The sequence below is a fragment of the Verrucomicrobium sp. genome (genome assembly GCA_028283855.1).
Taxonomy (GTDB): Bacteria; Verrucomicrobiota; Verrucomicrobiia; order Methylacidiphilales; family GAS474; genus GAS474.
Map to the genome: position 1 here is coordinate 988,607 of JAPWJX010000003.1, position 15,904 is coordinate 1,004,510.

At 68.2% G+C, this 15,904-nt stretch carries 14 protein-coding genes and 2 tRNA genes; 13 read left to right on the plus strand and 3 right to left on the minus strand.

Annotation, left to right across the window (positions count from 1 at the left end; all coding sequences use genetic code 11):
• The first annotated feature begins 40 nt into the window (after positions 1-40).
• Genes PW734_05985 through PW734_06000 form a run of 4 tightly spaced genes read left to right on the plus strand, consistent with a single transcriptional unit; the run spans position 41 to position 7,376 of the window.
• Positions 41-1,573 (plus strand): tetratricopeptide repeat-containing glycosyltransferase family protein, encoded by a 1,533-nt coding sequence (locus PW734_05985; protein ID MDE1170746.1) that lies wholly within the window; start codon positions 41-43, stop codon positions 1,571-1,573.
• Positions 1,574-1,616: 43 nt separating this feature from the next.
• Positions 1,617-1,889 (plus strand): hypothetical protein, encoded by a 273-nt coding sequence (locus PW734_05990; GenBank protein ID MDE1170747.1) that lies wholly within the window; start codon positions 1,617-1,619, stop codon positions 1,887-1,889.
• Between the two features lie 18 nt (positions 1,890-1,907).
• Positions 1,908-6,512 (plus strand): M48 family metallopeptidase, encoded by a 4,605-nt coding sequence (locus PW734_05995; protein MDE1170748.1) that lies wholly within the window; start codon positions 1,908-1,910, stop codon positions 6,510-6,512.
• A gap of 30 nt (positions 6,513-6,542) precedes the next feature.
• The gene (locus tag PW734_06000) at positions 6,543-7,376 is read left to right on the plus strand and encodes a hypothetical protein (GenBank protein ID MDE1170749.1); all 834 of its coding nucleotides are present in this window, start codon (positions 6,543-6,545) and stop codon (positions 7,374-7,376) included.
• 6 nt (positions 7,377-7,382) lie between these two features.
• Here PW734_06000 and PW734_06005 read toward each other — a convergent pair.
• Positions 7,383-7,467, minus strand: a tRNA-Leu gene (locus PW734_06005).
• A 109-nt stretch (positions 7,468-7,576) separates the two neighbouring features.
• On the opposite strand from PW734_06005, the gene PW734_06010 reads away from it, so the two are divergent.
• Both PW734_06010 and PW734_06015 read left to right on the plus strand, forming a co-directional pair.
• Complete coding sequence (locus tag PW734_06010; GenBank protein ID MDE1170750.1) at positions 7,577-8,542, plus strand: AraC family transcriptional regulator; 966 nt, start codon at positions 7,577-7,579, stop codon at positions 8,540-8,542.
• Positions 8,543-8,639: 97 nt separating this feature from the next.
• Positions 8,640-9,386, plus strand: a complete 747-nt coding sequence (locus PW734_06015; protein ID MDE1170751.1) for a UDP-2,3-diacylglucosamine diphosphatase — start codon at positions 8,640-8,642, stop codon at positions 9,384-9,386.
• A 92-nt stretch (positions 9,387-9,478) separates the two neighbouring features.
• Here PW734_06015 and mntR read toward each other — a convergent pair whose 3' ends face one another.
• Positions 9,479-9,925 (minus strand): manganese-binding transcriptional regulator MntR, encoded by a 447-nt coding sequence (gene mntR / locus PW734_06020; protein MDE1170752.1) that lies wholly within the window; start codon positions 9,923-9,925, stop codon positions 9,479-9,481.
• A 124-nt stretch (positions 9,926-10,049) separates the two neighbouring features.
• On the opposite strand from mntR, the gene PW734_06025 reads away from it, so the two are divergent.
• The 4 genes from PW734_06025 (at position 10,050) to PW734_06040 (ending at position 13,580) form a co-directional block, all read left to right on the plus strand.
• Entirely contained in the window at positions 10,050-10,175 is a 126-nt protein-coding gene (locus PW734_06025; GenBank protein MDE1170753.1) for a hypothetical protein, read from the plus strand.
• A 261-nt stretch (positions 10,176-10,436) separates the two neighbouring features.
• Complete coding sequence (locus PW734_06030) at positions 10,437-11,753, plus strand: DEAD/DEAH box helicase (protein MDE1170754.1); 1,317 nt, start codon at positions 10,437-10,439, stop codon at positions 11,751-11,753.
• A gap of 23 nt (positions 11,754-11,776) precedes the next feature.
• Entirely contained in the window at positions 11,777-13,183 is a 1,407-nt protein-coding gene (locus PW734_06035) for an ATP-binding cassette domain-containing protein (protein ID MDE1170755.1), read from the plus strand.
• Between the two features lie 40 nt (positions 13,184-13,223).
• Positions 13,224-13,580: a hypothetical protein gene (locus tag PW734_06040; GenBank protein ID MDE1170756.1), complete on the plus strand. Its 357-nt coding sequence runs from the start codon at positions 13,224-13,226 to the stop codon at positions 13,578-13,580.
• 34 nt (positions 13,581-13,614) lie between these two features.
• Here the strand turns inward: PW734_06040 and PW734_06045 are convergent.
• Positions 13,615-13,696 (minus strand) — tRNA-Leu (locus PW734_06045).
• Between the two features lie 50 nt (positions 13,697-13,746).
• Here PW734_06045 and rsmI point away from each other — a divergent pair.
• The 3 genes from rsmI (at position 13,747) to PW734_06060 (ending at position 15,900) form a co-directional block, all read left to right on the plus strand.
• Positions 13,747-14,448, plus strand: coding sequence for a 16S rRNA (cytidine(1402)-2'-O)-methyltransferase (gene rsmI, locus PW734_06050; GenBank protein MDE1170757.1), 702 nt, complete (start codon positions 13,747-13,749; stop codon positions 14,446-14,448).
• 82 nt (positions 14,449-14,530) lie between these two features.
• Positions 14,531-15,172, plus strand: coding sequence for a hypothetical protein (locus tag PW734_06055; GenBank protein ID MDE1170758.1), 642 nt, complete (start codon positions 14,531-14,533; stop codon positions 15,170-15,172).
• Between the two features lie 8 nt (positions 15,173-15,180).
• Positions 15,181-15,900, plus strand: coding sequence for a MotA/TolQ/ExbB proton channel family protein (locus PW734_06060; GenBank protein MDE1170759.1), 720 nt, complete (start codon positions 15,181-15,183; stop codon positions 15,898-15,900).
• The last annotated feature ends 4 nt before the right edge of the window (positions 15,901-15,904 follow it).

Below are 15,904 nucleotides of genomic sequence, written 5' to 3' on the forward strand. Positions count from 1 at the left end.
TTTGCCTCCTTTGCCCGGAGGGCGCACGCTGGATGCCTTGATGAACAAGGCCGTCGAATCGCTGCTGGCGCGGGCCGTCCAGGCGCATCAGGCGGGGAAGATTTCCGCCGCGCGGGTGCAATACCAGCAGGTGCTCCGGCAGGCCCCGCAGCATCCGGTGGCGCTCAATCTGCTGGGCGTCACCCATCTTCAGGAAGGGGAGACGGAAAAGGGCCTGGGCTTCATCGACCGGGCCCTCTCCTTTACGCCCCGCTACGCGGAGGCGTGGTGCAACCGCTCCGCCGCGCTCAAGGCGCTGGGCCGCCATCTGGACGCGGCGGAGGCGGCGCAAAAGGCGCTGGCCCTCAATCCCGAATATCCCGAGGCGCTCAACAATCTGGGCGCCGCCCTCCACGAGCTGCGCCGCTACGGGGAGGCGGCGGAGGCCTGCCGGCGCGCCGTGGCGCTGCGGCCGGGCTATGTCGACGCGTGGAGCAACCTGGGCTCCGCCTGCAAAGCCCTGCGCCGCTACCCGGAAGCGGAGGCGGCCTACGCCCGCGCCATCGCGCTCCAGCCTTCCTTTGCCGACGCCCATCACAATCTGGGCGCCGTGCTGGAGGAAACCAACCGGCACGACGCGGCGCTGGCCTCCTACGAGCGGGCGCTGGCCGCGCAGCCCGGCCACGTCGAGGCGGCGTGGAGCCGCGGCCTCCTTTTTTTAAGCCAGGGCCGCCTGGAGGAGGGGTGGCGGATTTACGAGCGCCGCTGGGAGCGGAAAAAGATCCGCCCCCTTCATCCCTCTCCCTGGCCGCTCTGGCTGGGGGAAACGCCGCTGGAGGGGAAGCGCCTCCTTATCCAATACGAGCAGGGTTTCGGCGATTTCTTCCAGATGGCCCGCTATTTCCCGCAGCTCCAGGCGCGCGGCGCGCGGTGCTTTCTCCAGGTGCCGGAGCCGCTCCGGGCGCTGGCGGCGCGCAATTTCCCGGAGATGGAGCTCCTGGGCCCGCGGGAAAACCCGCCGGAGGCCGACTGCCGCATCCCGTTCATGAGCCTGCCCCGCGCCTTTGGCGGCATTCCCGCCGCCACGCCTTACCTGGCCGCCGATCCGGCGAAGGCGGCGGCCTGGCGCGCGCGGCTGGGGGAAGGGGACTTCCCGCGCGTCGGGCTGGTCTGGCGGGGAAACCCGGAACACGCCAACGATCACAACCGCTCAGCCCGGCTGGCCGATTTCCTGCCGCTTTTGGCCCGGCCCGACGTCCAGTGCGTCGTGCTGCAAAAGGACCTCGCGCCGGAGGAGGCCGCCCTCCTGGCCCGCTATGGGAATGTGGCGGCGGCCGGCCCGCATTTGGCCGATTTTGACGACACGGCGGCCGTGATCTCCCTCCTGGACCGCGTTATCTCGATCGACTCGGCCGTGGCCCACCTGGCGGGGGCGCTGGGCCGGCCGCTTTCCCTCCTGCTGCCGTTCAGCGCCGATTGGCGCTGGGGAATCGGCCGCGCCGAGACGCCGTGGTACCCCGCGGCGCGGCTCTTCCGGCAGGGTGCGCCGGGCCAGTGGAACGGCCCGGTGGCCGCCGCCGCGGCGGGTTCGTAAAAAGTTTTTACGCTTGGCGCGGTAATTGCTTCCCACCGCGTCCATGACGCCGGAACAGGCTGCCCGTTACCGTGCGCGCGTCGTCCTGGAGGACGGAACCGTCCTGTTAAAGGACCTCTACGCGCGCTCGCCGCTGGCTTGTCTCCGCGATTTCTACCACCTGCTCCTGGACGAGATGGGGGAGGCCTTCGCCCTCTTCCCCGACTTCGACGACTGGCTTGGCCAGACCGCCGCGGAGCACGGCTTGGAAGGCGGCGCCCCGCCGGAGCGGGTCCTCCGCGCGCTCCTGGACGCCGGCACGCTGCGGCGCGACTAAGGCCCAGGCCCAGATTTCATGCAGAACCTCGAGCACCTCTCCCGTCCCATGATCGACCGTTTCCGCTTCGCCGGGGACGCTGAAACCTGGCCCTCCTTCCAGGAGGACATGACGCGGATCCTTCTGCGCCTCGACCCGGAGACCTCCTTCCGGCCCATTTTCCACATCACCGACGAGCCGGTGCTCAACGCCTTCACCTTTGCCGACGAAAACGGGCAGCAGCACATCGCCTTTACGAAGAAGATGATTGAGTTCTTCGAGAACGAGGACCAGCTGGCCTTCGTCCTGGGGCACGAGCTGGGCCACCCCACTTTCCAAAAGAAATACCGCCCCAAGTTCAACGAGCGGACGCAGGAGAACTACGCCGACCTCCACTCGATCGACATGATGATCGCCTCCGGTTACCAGGGGGAGCAGGGCGCCGTCTTCTTTGAGCGGCTCCACGCCGCCGTGGTCCAAAAATACCGGGAGAAGCACAAGGACGCCGACAGCAACGAGGTGGACCGCAATTCCTTCCTGGACCCGCACAGCCCCTTGTCCAGCCGGGTGGAGGCGATCCGCGCCCACATCCACGGCAACTGGGAGCAGGCCGGGCGCTATCCGGAGCCGCATCCCCTCCACCCCGTTTCGGAAGCCACGCTCCGCCACCACGCCGTCGCCGTCCACCGCAGCACCTGGGATTTGACGAAGAAGGAACAGGGCTTCGACGCCCTTGCGCCGGAGGCCAAGCTGGCCCTGATCCGCGCCCACATCGAGCAGCCGAACGCCCATCTGCGCCACGCCGCGCTCAAGGAGCTGCCGAAGATCGGCCTCGATCCGCAGAATGCCGCCCACGTCGCCTCCATTGACAGCCTGGCCGATTATTACCTGAACATCCGCTCGACCAATCCCCAAGAGGCGGGCCAGACCGCCCCGGACCAGGACCTCTTTTACAAGCAGGCCCTCGGGGCCCTCGGCTTGCAGTCGGGGCCGCTCGGCGGGCTCAAGGACCTGCAGGCGGGCTTCGCCGCGCTGGGGGCGGCCCGCGACCCGGAGGCGGTGAAGGCCGCCGCCGCGCAGGTCGGCGCCGCGTGGAAGGAAGTCGAGCAATGCTTCAAGGCGGAGGAGAAGGACGAGCGCCTTTCCCTGGAGCTGGCGGGATTCCAGGCGTTTCCCAAGCCGGAATTGGTCGACGGGGCCATCCCCCTGCCCGCTCCGTGGGAGCCGGTGCTGGAAGTCCTCCGCGCCACGCGGGGCGAGCCGGAGGCCCACGCCGCCGTCTTCCAGGCCGCGCTGCTGACCGGCCTCCTGTGCGACCGCCGCTTCCAGGAATACGGGGAAGGGGAGATGAAGCAGGGCGCCGTCATCCGCCACAGCTCGGAAGTCTTTCAGGCCATGCAGCGCATCCAGCCGGAGAAGCCGGAATTTCCCGAACTCTACGCCGGGGAAAAGCCGCTGCGCGCCGGGACGTTCTTCAAGCGCCGGGAGGCGCTCCGCCGCCTGGTCCCGCTGGAGGAGGTCGCCTCCTTCCGCGACCTGGAGAATTATCTTAACGCCCGCCCCTCCCTCTTCAGCGTCCCCGTGGCGAAGGGGAAGGCGGAAGCCACTCCGGAACGGGTGGCCGCGCACCAGCAGGTCGTCGCCGCGCTGGGACGGATTTCCGCCGCCCTGCCCGCCGACGCTCCGGAGGAGGCGCGGGAGGAATTTCAGGACCAGGCGCTGGCCTTTTTCTCCGAAAACCTGCGCGGGCAGGGGCGCACCGCCTTTGACCTGCGCGGCGATCACGGCCCGGAATACCGGGCCGCCCAGCAGCCGTACATCGACTTCGTCATGTCGCCGGAGAGCCCCTTCGACACGGAGCACCGCCTCCAGTTCCTCCGCTTCCTGCGTTACAACGCCGCCCGCCCGGGGGAGGGGGCCAAGTTCCTTTCCCTCCTGGGGAGGGAGCTGCCCCCGCGCTTCGCGGAGGCCCTGGCGGAAGGGCTGCCGGACGCGGCCCGTCCCCTGCTGCCCGGCAAGGGTCCCGCCGCGCCGGAAAGCCCGGTGGAAGACCTCCTGGCCGTGCTGGAATCGACCGCGACCACGGCGGCCATCGCGGAGGAAGCCCTGCACGCCGAGCTGACCGATCCGGCCACCGCGCCCGCCTCCCCCTACGCGCCGCAGGTGGACGGCGTCCTTAAAGCCTTCGGCCGCCTTTCCATGCAGAACCCGACGGGCCGCTCCGTGGCCAGCCCGCGCCTGCTCCAGGACCTGGACCAGCGTTTCCGCGCGTTCGAGGCGCGCCGCCAGGGATCGCCGGAAGGGCGGCTCGCGGAGGTCGGCCCGGAGCGTTTCCTGGCCCAGGTGCGGCGGCTGGACGGCGTGGGCCTATTGGCCGACAAGCCCCACCTCCAGGAAAAGATGGGGACGGCGGCGCTGGAGACGATCGCGGCGCAGCCGAGCTTCGCCGCGCGGCACGGGCTCTACCTTTCCATGCTGCAGGGCAACTCCGTGGCCGATCCCCGCCTGTCCGGGGGGCTCATCAAGGGCTGGGCGGAAAACCTGCGCGGCCACCTGGGCCTGGACACTCATCCCCGTTTCGTCGACCGCATCCGCCCCTTCCTATTCCAGGTGCGGCATGAGGGGAACCGGAAGGAGCTTTTCGAGGAGCTGGCCGTCGCCGTCGAGGCGCAGGAGGCCACCTGCAAGATCATCCGCGACCACCTGGAATTCAGCCGCGGGGAAGTCTACCCGCTGGGGCTGGCCATCAACGGCGTCGACGAGCTCGTCGGCCTGTGCGACCGCAACCCGCGTGTCCGCTCCGCCACGCTCGACTTCTTCACCAACCGCTACAGCGGCGCGGCCACCCACCGTTACGCGGGCGTCCTCCTGCAGGAAGGGGGCCTCGATCCGCTGGCGAAGATGGCGGGGCACGTGGGCCTGGGCGGCGGAAAATTGACGGCCAAGGACGTCATGGGCGTCGCCCACCTGCCCCTGGCCTCCCTGCACAAGCGCTTCTGGGCCCTGCCCATCAGCGCGCGGGCGGTGCTTCTGAGCAATATCATCGTCGGCCCGCCGACGAAGGTCGACCACGCCAAGAGCGAGGCCGCCTTCAACCGGGCGACGGAGCAGATCCTTTCCCAGGTCTTCCCCGGCGGGAGCCCGGAGGCGCTGGCCTCCCGGGACCTCCTGCGGGCCTTCCACAGGGCCTGCCGCTCCGACACGGAGCGCGGCGTGGTCCTGGGCGCGCTCATGGCGGGCGAGCAGCGTAGCCACGGCGTCTCCCGCCGCAGCGCGGGCGAGGTGCTGGCCGGCGTCCTGCAGGACATGGGCCCCGCCTATGTGAAGCTGGGCCAGGCCATCGAGAGCCACCCGCTCACCCCCGCGTCCATCAAGGGCGCCCTCGTCGGCCTGAAGGCCAATGTCGACCGCCCGCCCCGCTGGGAGATCTGGGAGCAGATCAACCGGGCGGCGGGGGGCCTCAAGGGGCGGATCGTCCACCTGGGGAAGGCCCTGGGCGCGGCCTCCGTCAACGTGGCCATGGAGGCGACTTTCGACAACCAGGGCGGCGCCGTAGATCCCCAGGCCGGGGATTCCTTCTCCGGCGTGCTGCTCCTGCAACGGCCCCGGGCGCTGGCCCGGGCGGCCGTCGGCTTCGTCCAGATGGGCCGCACGGTGGAGAAGGTGGAGCACCCCATCCTCCGCGCCCACCAGGGGGAGCTGCGGGAGATGGTCGGCGAGGCGCAGGGCCTCATCCGCGAGGAGCTGGGCAACGCGGCGGAGAAGAAGGAGCAGGCGGCCAACTTCCGCTCCCTCTACGCCGCGCGGCAGGTCGCCGCGCAGGGCGTCACCTTCACCTTCGACGCGGTGCGCATCCCCGCCGTGGGGGACGAGTTCATGGTCCAGGAGAAGGCGGAAGGGATCCACTTCAAGGACCTCCCCTCCGGCCCCTACAAGGAGGCGCTGGCCGAGGCCTATTACAAGTTCGAGATGGAGAATATCCTGGCCGGAAAGGCCTTTGACTACGACCGCCACGGCAAGCAGTGCAAGGTCGACGTGGCGACGGACCGGGTGAAGCTCTTCGACATCGGCGGCATGGCGCGGAAGGATCCCGCGCCGGAGCAGCTGGAGCAGCTGGGCCGGTTCTTCGGCCGCCTGGCGCGCGCCAACGTGAAGGCCGTCTTCACCGGCCAGGCGGAGGATCTCTCCCTTCAGATCCTCAACGAGAGCATCGCCAAGGAAAAGAAGGCGGGGAACTCCCCCGACCTTCTCACCCGCCTGCGGAAGGCGTCCCTGAACATCGGCGACTTTTACAACGAGATCCCGGAGGCGCGGCGCAACGCGATCGGCCTGGAGCTGCTGGCGGGGAAAACCGTCCACCCCGTCGTGGCGGAAAAGATCGACCAGGGGTTTTTCCATGGCCGCCTGGTGCTGCAAAAGCTCGCCGCCCTGCGGGGTTGGTGGGAGCGTTCGGTGGAAAATCCGGCCGACCGCGCCCCCATTCCCCGCCCCGTCCTGCCGGGAGCCAAGGCGGAACTGCGGCGCGCCCCCTTCCTGCGTTCCGCGACGCCGGAGGCCGCGCCGGAGCAGCCCCCCGTCCGCCAGCGGCCCAAGCCGCCCGGAGAGGCCGGTCCCGCCGGGCTTTTTCAGCTTTCCTTGTCCTAGCCGTGCGGGAAGAATCGGCGGCTTCCCCTCATGGACTTGGCTGAAAAGGCATCCCAGGCTTGGCTCAAGCTGCGCTCGCTCCGATCGGAGCAGGCGGGGGCGCTCTTTAGCTATGCGGGAACGCTGGGCGTCTCCCTTACCCGGGACGCCGATTCCGTTGCCGCCACGGGCATCTGCCTGGTGGGGGAAACGATGTATCTGGTCCCGCGCGGAGCCGCCCGCGCGGCCTGGCAGAATTTGAAGGAAGGGAATGTGAAGGCCCTCCTGCACGGCCAAAAGCCGGAAGGTTTCCGGCCAAAGGAGGGCGATGAGAAGACCCTGGCGGAGAGCGCCCTGGGCTACTCCGTCTCCTATCTCTTCTTCATGGCCAGCAATTACGAGATCTTCCGCTCCCAGGCCACGGCGGGGAGCAACCCCCTGCGCGCCACCGTCATGGCCACCACGGCGATGTGGACCCTGGCCCTCCTGCGCTATCCGGCGGAGAAGTTGGCGGAGAAACTCCAGGAGAGCCGCCCGAAGGCCGCCGAGCGCCTCCAGAACTACGCCGACAACGTGAAGTACTTCGTCAGCGGCGCCTCCTCCCTTTCCCGCCTGCCCGCCCTCTTCTTCTCCGTCCGGGATGGGAAGGAGATCATGGCAGCCTGCACCGCCCTGTGGGGCACCTCGGAGCTGCTCATCGGCCGGGTGCAGGACAAGGTGAAGGAAGGCGCCGTCGCCGTCCGGCAAAAGGTGGAGGGCTTCGCCCAAAACCCGCGGGAGACCGACGGCCTGCGGACCCTGATCGTGAAGGAAGCCCTGCGCGACGTGCTCCATCTGCCCGCCCCCGCCGTGCCGGAAGGGGCCTCCTGCGCGCTGCGCCGGTAGGGAGAATGCCCACGGCCGGACTCGAACCGGCACGGAGTTTGAGCTCCTCGGGATTTTAAGTCCCGTGTGTCTGCCATTTCACCACGTGGGCGGGAAACGCCGCCATATTACAGGAACTCCTTGAGGGACAAGGCTTTTTCTCTTGTCCGGCATATTTTTGGAGTGCGGTTTTTCCGATTCGGGCCTACCTTCGATTGTCCGTGAAAGCTGAACCAACACCGCCGCCGCCCGCCGAGCATGAGGAGGGCTGGGAAGCCATCGACGGCGTGTGGAAGCCGGTCTACGGCAGCTTCCCCGGAAAGGGCTTCGGCATCGAGTGGCACGAGTTTTCCACCGCCAAGGAATTTGACTGGGACGCCACTTTTCACGAGGAGAGCCTGGAGGTGTGCCTTAACTTCTCCGGCGCGGCGACCTTCCGCAACGGCAAGGCCAAGGCCGACCTGGGGGCGGAGCAGATCGCCTTCTACACGACGACCCGCCGCCGCGTGGAGGCACGCCGGAAGGCGGACACCATGCACCGTTTCTTCACCTTCGAGTTCTCCGCCCCGTTCCTGCGCGGGCAGCTGGGCGAGGCGCTGGAAGATGTCCGCCCGGCGCTGCGCCGTTTCCTGGAAAATCCCGCCCGTTCCCAGCCGTTCGTGGAGGTGATGCCGATGCCGCCGACCCTTCTGGCCGGGCGGATGCACCTTTTGGAGCCGCCGGTCTTTCCCGGCGCGCAGCCGGTCTGGTACCAGGGGAAGGCGGCGGAGCTGATCTCCCACCTGTTCTTCGAGCCGGCGGCGCAGGAGGAGCTGTTCTGCCACCGGCACGAGCGGGTCAACCGCGAGCGGTGCGACCGCGTCCTCTTCCTTTTGGAGCGGGACCTGGAGAATCCTCCCTCCCTCAAGATGCTGGCGGACGAGGTGGGGTGCAGCCCGTTTTACCTGAGCCGCATCTTTTCCCAGCACACCGGCAGCAGCATCCCGAAATACCTGCGCCTGAAGCGGGTGGAGAAGGCGGGGGAGCTGCTCCGCTCCGGGGAAATGAACGTGACGGAGGCGGCGATGGCCGTCGGCTATTCCAGCCTCAGCTCCTTTACCAAGGCCTTCCTGGAACACTTCGGCTGCTGCCCGGGGCTCTACCCGCAGGGGCAGAAGCTCTTCACGCGATACCGGCCGGGCTCCTGACGGGCGTCGGGCCCGGAAGGGGCCGGGGCGCCTCTCTTTCTTTCCCGTCCGCTCGGATTGTTGTTTCCAAACCGGGCAGGCTTGATAAGGAAGCGGCATGAAGTGGCGCACCGGCTTCATCAGCGACCTTCACCTGGGGACTCCCGGGTGTCAGGCGGGGGCCATCCTCGAATTCCTGCGCGACCACGACTTCGACACCCTCTTCCTGGTCGGCGACATCGTCGACATCTGGGCGCTCCGCCGCCGCCGCTTCTGGCCCCAGGAGCACAACGACGTCATCCAGAAACTCCTGCGCAAGGCGCGCAAAGGGACGCGCGTCGTCTATATCCCGGGAAACCACGACGAGTTCGTCGGCACGCTCATCGAGCGGGAGGAGTTCCACTTCGGCAACGTCGAATTCGCCGCGCAGGCCGTCCACGTCCTGGCGGACGGGCGGCGGCTCTTCGTCATGCACGGGCACGAGCTGGACGGCGTGGTGCAGAACCTGGGCTGGCTGGCCCACGTGGGAGACTTCCTCTACGGCGTCCTCCTGCGGCTCAACGGGCCGCTCAACTTCTTCCGCCGCCTCTTCGGGCGTCCTTATTGGTCCCTCTCCGCCTACATCAAGAATCAGGTGAAGGATGTGGTGAAGTTCCTGGGCGATTACGAGGCGGCCATCGCCAAATACGCCGCGCAACAGAAGGCCGACGCCGTCCTCTGCGGCCACATTCACCACGCGGGCATCCGCCAGATCGGCGCCGTCACCTACTGCAATGACGGGGACTGGGTCGAGTCGTGCACGGCGATCCTGGAGGACCAGGAGGGGAGGCTGACCCTCTACCGGCATCCGCGCCCCGGCTCCTGAACGCACCGGAATAAAGAAATAGCTTTTAATCCAAAATGTAGCCGATAGTACAAATCGGCATGAACGGCGGGAATGGAGGCGAAGCGGGGCGGCTAGGCCCCTTTGCGTTTTTTGAGGAAGGCGCGGAAGGCGGCCAGCGTCTCCGCGCTCACGTGGTGCTCCAGCCCCTCCGCGTCGGCCTGTGCGGCTGCGGCGGGGACGCCCAGGGCCAGGAGGAAGCGGATGACGGTCTGGTGCCGCTCCCGGGACTCGGCGGCCATGGTCTGGCCCGCCTCCGTCAGGAAAATGGAGCGGTAGGGGCGGGTGGTGACCAGGCCCCGGCGCTGGAGGCGGGCCACCGTGCGGATCACGGTGACGTGGGAGACGCCCAAATGGCGGGCAATGTCGGTGGCGCGGGCTTCCCCCGTGCGCTCGATCAAGTCGGCGATCACCTCCACGTAATCCTGGGCCCGCTCCTGGGCGTGCTGATGGCGGGTCAGGCGCTGGTGCCGGGCCGCTTCCGGGGCGGGCGCGCCGGGCTTCTGGGCCTTCTTCGTCATCGCGCCAGCTAAAGGGAAAATAAGGAATCTGACAATGTCTGGTTCAGAATGTAGCTTTGGGTACAACCCGGTTCCGTTTCCGCCCCGCCTCCGCGGCGGCAGGCGGGAGGCCGTCCCGGCGGGATTGCGCTATGCCCGCGCCGCCGCGCGGCCCCTGCGCCCGGAGGTCCGGCGGGAGGAAGACCAGGAGGGAAAGGACGACGAGACGATCAACAAGTACGAGCTCGATTTCGACGGGCCGGCGATCTGAGCGGAAGGTTTTTCAAAGTTTTCCCTTGTTCTGTGGAAAAATCCGGATAAGTTGACCCTGGTTCGCGGGCAGATGCCCGCCGGTTTCCTCCTGGTTCCCAGCAGTTGCCGCCCCCTTGGTTGTCTTCACCAGTGAGAGATTCTTCAGGGCTTTTTAAGATCATTGGATTCCCCGAATAGCGGGAATTACCGGCGCGGCTCCGCCGCGCCCCCAGCCTGTCCGTGCCCGCATGCAGGGGCTGGAAAACAGAAAGTAACGCATATGACGACCGAAACTCCCGCGGCTCCCGCCGCGTCCCAGATCCAGACCAGCTTTGCCGACCTCGCCTTGTGCGAGCCGATCCAGCGCGCCCTCCGGGAAAAAAACTACACCCATCCCTCGCCCATCCAGGCGCAGGCCATCCCCATCCTGCTGGAAGGGCATGACCTGGTCGGCTGCGCGCAGACCGGCACGGGGAAGACGGCGGCCTTCGCGCTGCCGATCCTTCACCGCCTGGCGGCCAGCCCGAAGCCCGCGGGCCGCAACCGGATGCGGGTTCTCATCCTGACCCCCACGCGCGAGCTGGCGGGCCAGATCGGCCAGAGCTTTGCCGCCTACGGCAAGCACCTGAACCTGACCCACACCGTCCTCTTCGGCGGCGTCGGCTTCGGCAACCAGATCCGTGCCATGCAGCGCGGCGTCGACGTGGTCATCGCCACGCCGGGCCGCCTCCTGGACCTGGCGCAGCAGGGGCACGTCCGCTTCGACGGGATCGAGATCTTCGTCCTGGACGAGGCCGACCGCATGCTCGACATGGGCTTTGTCCATGACGTGAAGCGCATCCAGGCCCAGATCCCGGCCAAGCGGCAGTCCCTCCTCTTCTCCGCCACCATGCCCCCGGCCATCCAGGAAATGGTGAACAAGATGCTCAACCACCCGCGCAAGGTGGAAGTGGCGCCCGTTTCCTCCACCGCGGAGCGCGTGGAGCAGCGGCTCTGCTTCGTCGACCGCGGGGACAAGCTCCCCCTTCTCCAGCACGTGCTGAAGGAGAACGCGGAGGGCCTGGTCCTGGTCTTCGTGCGGATGAAGCACGCGGCCAACCGCCTCGTCGAGCAGCTCGGCCATGGCGGCGTGATGGCGGAAGCCATCCACGGCAACAAGTCCCAGGGCGCCCGCGAGCGCGCGCTGGCCAACTTCCGCTCCGGCAAGACCCGCGTCCTGGTGGCGACGGACATCGCCGCCCGCGGCATCGACGTGAAGGGCGTGGCCCTCGTCGTCAACTTTGACCTGCCGGAGGAGCCGGAATCCTACGTCCACCGCATTGGCCGCACGGCGCGCGCCGGGGCGGAGGGCCTGGCCATCTCCTTCTGCGACCGCGCCGAGCGCGGCCTGCTGCGCGACATCGAGCGGGTCATCCGCCGCACCGTCCGCGTGGTGAAGGACCACCCCTACGCCAAGGAGGAGCGCGATCTGGCCCCGGCCGAGCCGATCCAGCGCGGCGGCGGCGGGCGCGGCATGCGCCCCCGCGGCTTCGGCGGCGGGCGTCCCGGCGGCCAAGGCCGCTCCCGCTTCGGCGGCGGGCGTTCCGGACGCAACTAAACGCCAGCGCGACTCTTCCGGCCATGCCCCTCCTCCAACTCCGCCAAATCGTCCTCCGTTACGCGGCCCATCCGCTGCTCGACGGGGCCGACTTCCAGGTGGAGGAGGGGGAGCGGGTCTGCCTCGTCGGCCGCAACGGCGCGGGCAAGACCAGCCTCATGCGCCTTTTGGCCGGGGAGGAGACGCCCAACTCGGGCGAGGTGATCCGCCCTCCCGGCACCGTCGTGGCGCGGCTCGACCAGGAGGTCCCGCAGGGGATCCCCGGCACCGTCTTCGACGTCATCCACTCCGGCCTCCGCCTCGACCGGCACGAGGAGGAGTGGGAGAGCGACGTGCGGATCGAGGAGCTGGCCGAGGCGATGGGGCTGCCCCTCACGGTCCCCTTCTCCTCCCTCTCCGGCGGGCTCAAGCGCCGCGTCCTTTTGGCCAAGGCCCTGGCGGGCAAGCCCGACGTCCTCCTCTTGGACGAGCCGACCAACCACCTCGACCTCGACTCGATCCTTTGGCTGGAGAAGGCGCTCCTTTCCCTCAAGCCGACCCTTTTCTTCGTCACCCACGACCGCGCCTTCCTGCGGAAGCTGGCCACCCGCATCGTCGAGCTCGACCGGGGCAAGCTGACCAGCTGGTCCTGCGGGTATGACGAGTTTTTAGTCCGCAAGGCCGCCGCCCTTGAGGCGGAGGAAAAGCAGCGGGCCGCCTTCGACAAGAAGTTGGCCCAGGAAGAGGCCTGGCTCCGCCAGGGGGTCAAGGCCCGCCGCACCCGCAACGAGGGCCGCGTCCGCGCGCTGGAAAAGATGCGCGTGGAGCGGGGCCAGCGCCGGGAGCGGGAGGGCACCGCCCGCCTGGGCATCTCCGGCGGCACCCCTTCCGGCTACAAGGTCATCGAGGCGCAGGACGTCTCCTTTTCCTACGGCGGCAGCCCGGTCGTCCAGAGCTTCACCTCCACCCTTTGCCGGGGGGACAAGATCGGCATCGTCGGGCCGAACGGCGCGGGGAAGACCACGCTGCTCAAGCTCCTCCTGGGGCCAATTGGAGCCCCAGGACGGGACGGTGAAGCACGGCACCAACCTCCAGGTCGTCTACCTGGACCAGCTCCGCGCGCAGATCGACGGGGAGAAGACCGTGGCCCAGAACGTCGCGGGCGACGCGGAAAACGTCACCTTCCAGGGCCGCTCTCGCCACATCCACAGCTACCTGCAGGACTTCCTTTTCCCCGCCGACCGCATCCGCATGCAGGCGAAGGTCCTTTCCGGCGGCGAACGCAACCGGCTCCTGTTGGCCCGCCTCTTCCTCCAGCCCGCCAACGTCCTGGTCCTCGACGAGCCGACGAACGACCTCGACGCGGAGACGCTGGAACTGCTGGAAGAGCTCCTGGTCGAGTACGACGGGACGCTCCTCCTGGTTTCCCACGACCGCGCCTTTCTCAATAACGTCGTCACCAGCACCCTGATCTTTGAAGGGGAGGGGAGGGTGACCGAATACGTCGGCGGCTACGACGACTGGCTGCGCCAGCGGGCGATCGCCGCCGCGGCTCCGGCAAAGAAGGCCGATCCCGCGCCCGCGCCGGCGTCCGCGAAGCAGCCCGCGCGCAAATTCCTCAACCGGGAAAAGCGGGAGCTGGAGGAAATGCCCCAGGCCATCGCCACGCTGGAGGCCGAACAGGCCGCGCTGACCGAAAAGCTGGCCGATCCCGTTTTGTACCAGAAAGACCCCGCCGCCCTGCCCCGACTCCAGGCCGATTTGGAGGCGCTGGAGGCCAAAACCCTTCAGGCCTACGCCCGTTGGGAAGAGCTGGAAGCCCTCCGCGCCGAGGCGGAAAGCGCGTAGAGCGGGTCCGTCCCAGCGCCGCCGCAGGCGGACGTGGGCTCGGGGGGACTTGAACCCCCACTCCTTGCGGAACCAGATCCTAAGTCTGGCGCGTCTGCCAATTTCGCCACGAGCCCGGGATTGAAACACCCGCCGCGCCTGCCACGATGGGCGGGTGTCCGCTCCCATGCAATCCCAAGGTGATTCCTCGCCCTCCCCGGGCCGCCTCCACGTCGTCGCCACGCCCATCGGCAACCTGGAGGACATGACGCTGCGCGCCCTGCGGATCCTGAAGGAGGCCGACGTGATCGCGGCGGAGGACACCCGCCACACCGTCCACCTCCTCCGCCATTTCGAGATCCAGAAGCCGCTGGTCAGCTACCACCAGTTTAACGAGGCGAAACGGACGGCCGAGTTCCGCGAGCGTTTCCGCGCCGGGCAGAAGGTGGCCCTGGTGAGCGACGCGGGCATGCCCGGCGTCTCCGATCCGGGCGAGCGGCTCATCCGCGCCTGCATCGAGGACGGCGTGCCGGTGGAGGTCGTCCCCGGCCCCTCGGCGGTGTTGCACGCCTTGGTCGGCGCGGGGTTTCCGATGGTGCCCTTCCACTTCGGCGGCTTTTTGCCGGTCAAGTCGGGCGGTCGGCAGAAGGAATTGGCCGCGGCGGCGGCGCGGGAGTGCACCTCGGTCTACTTCGAGTCGCCCCACCGGCTCGTCCGCACCCTGGAAGAGGCGGCCCGCACCCTGCCGGACCGGGAGGTCTGCGTCGCCCGGGAGTTGACCAAGAAATTCGAGGAAATCCGCCGGGGCCTGCCCGCGGCGCTCCACGCCCATTACACGGCCCATCCCCCCAAGGGGGAAATTTGCCTGGTCATTCGGGGCCAGGACTAAAAAAGGCTGGAAAGAAGGGCCGTAAACCGTTTCCCTAGTGGCCTTTCCGATGTCCTGGCGCGCCCTTTCTCTTAGTCTTGCCGTGGGGATCCTCTTCCTGGGCGCCGCTCGTGCGGCGGAGGATGACGGCTCGCCGACGCCCCGCGTCATCGCCCCGCCCCTCATGCCGCCGCTGCCGGGCAGCGACGACAGCAGCACGACCCCGCCTCTCCCCCCGCCGGCGGAGCCGGTGCCGGCCTCGGCCGCGCCGGTTGTCCAGAAACCCTCGTCCGCTTCCGCTCCCGCCCGCCATTCGACCCTCGACCCCCACGTGACGGTGACGAAGATCCACGAGGTGCGGAACGACTCCACCCGCATCCACCGGAATGAGGACGACTTCCATCCGATGCGCAACGACGCGCTCGAGTTTGAGAAGGAATACTGGAACTACGGCGCGGTGACGAAAGAGCAGCGCAACGCCAAGCGCGGCCAGATCTACGTGATCAGCTGGCGCAACGGCGCCCCGGCCTCCGACTTCGTCGTCCGTTTCGAGTACCGCCAGCAGAATTCCCACGACCTGGTGAAGGTGAAGACCCTTTCCTACCGCGGCGCCAAGGGGAACGTCCGCTCCATCTTCCAGGTCATCGGCGACGAATACCACAAGGACGGCCCGGTCGAGGGCTGGTGCCTAAGCATCCTGCGGAACGGCCTGGTCGTCGGGCAGGAAAAGTCCTTCGTCTGGTGACCGGCGCCATGGCATCCCTTCCTTTCCTGGCCGAGGCTGTCCCCGCCACCCTGGGCTCCCTGACGGAGACTGTCGGCCTCTTTGCCATCATGCAGAAGGGCGGCCCGCTCATGTGGCCGATCCTGTTTTGCAGCATCCTGGCCGCCGGAGTGCTGGTGGAGCGGCTCCTCTACTACCGGCGCTGCCAGATCGCCGTCGGCGAGTTTCTTTTGGGCATCACCCATCTCCTGCGCCGCCAGCAATACCAGGAGGCCCTGGAAAGGTGCGAGGAGGGCTTCGGCCCCGTCGTCCGCGTCGTCCGCCAGGCCGTCCTGGCGCGGAACCTCCCTCCCGCCGAGCTGCGGGAGGTGGTGAAGGAGGTCGCCCATCTGCAGCTGCCCCGGCTGGAGGCCCACCTGGGCATCCTGGCCAGCGTCGGGCAGATTGCTCCGCTCCTGGGCCTTTTGGGCACGGTCAGCGGGATGATCGAGACGTTCATCGAGATCAACAACGGCGGCACCGCCGTCAGCGACCTGGCCGCCGGGATTTGGGCCGCCCTCATCACCACCGCGGCGGGCCTCATGGTCGCCATCCCGGCCTACCTCGCCTATAACTTCCTGGTTTCCCGGATGAACGCCATCGTGGCCGACGTGGAACGCTCCGCTATCGAAGTGATCCATGTCCTGACGCGGGTCAACGTCCCCCTGCCGGAGCTGGAAGAAAAGGCTCCCGCCCCCGCCCAGGAGTAGCGGC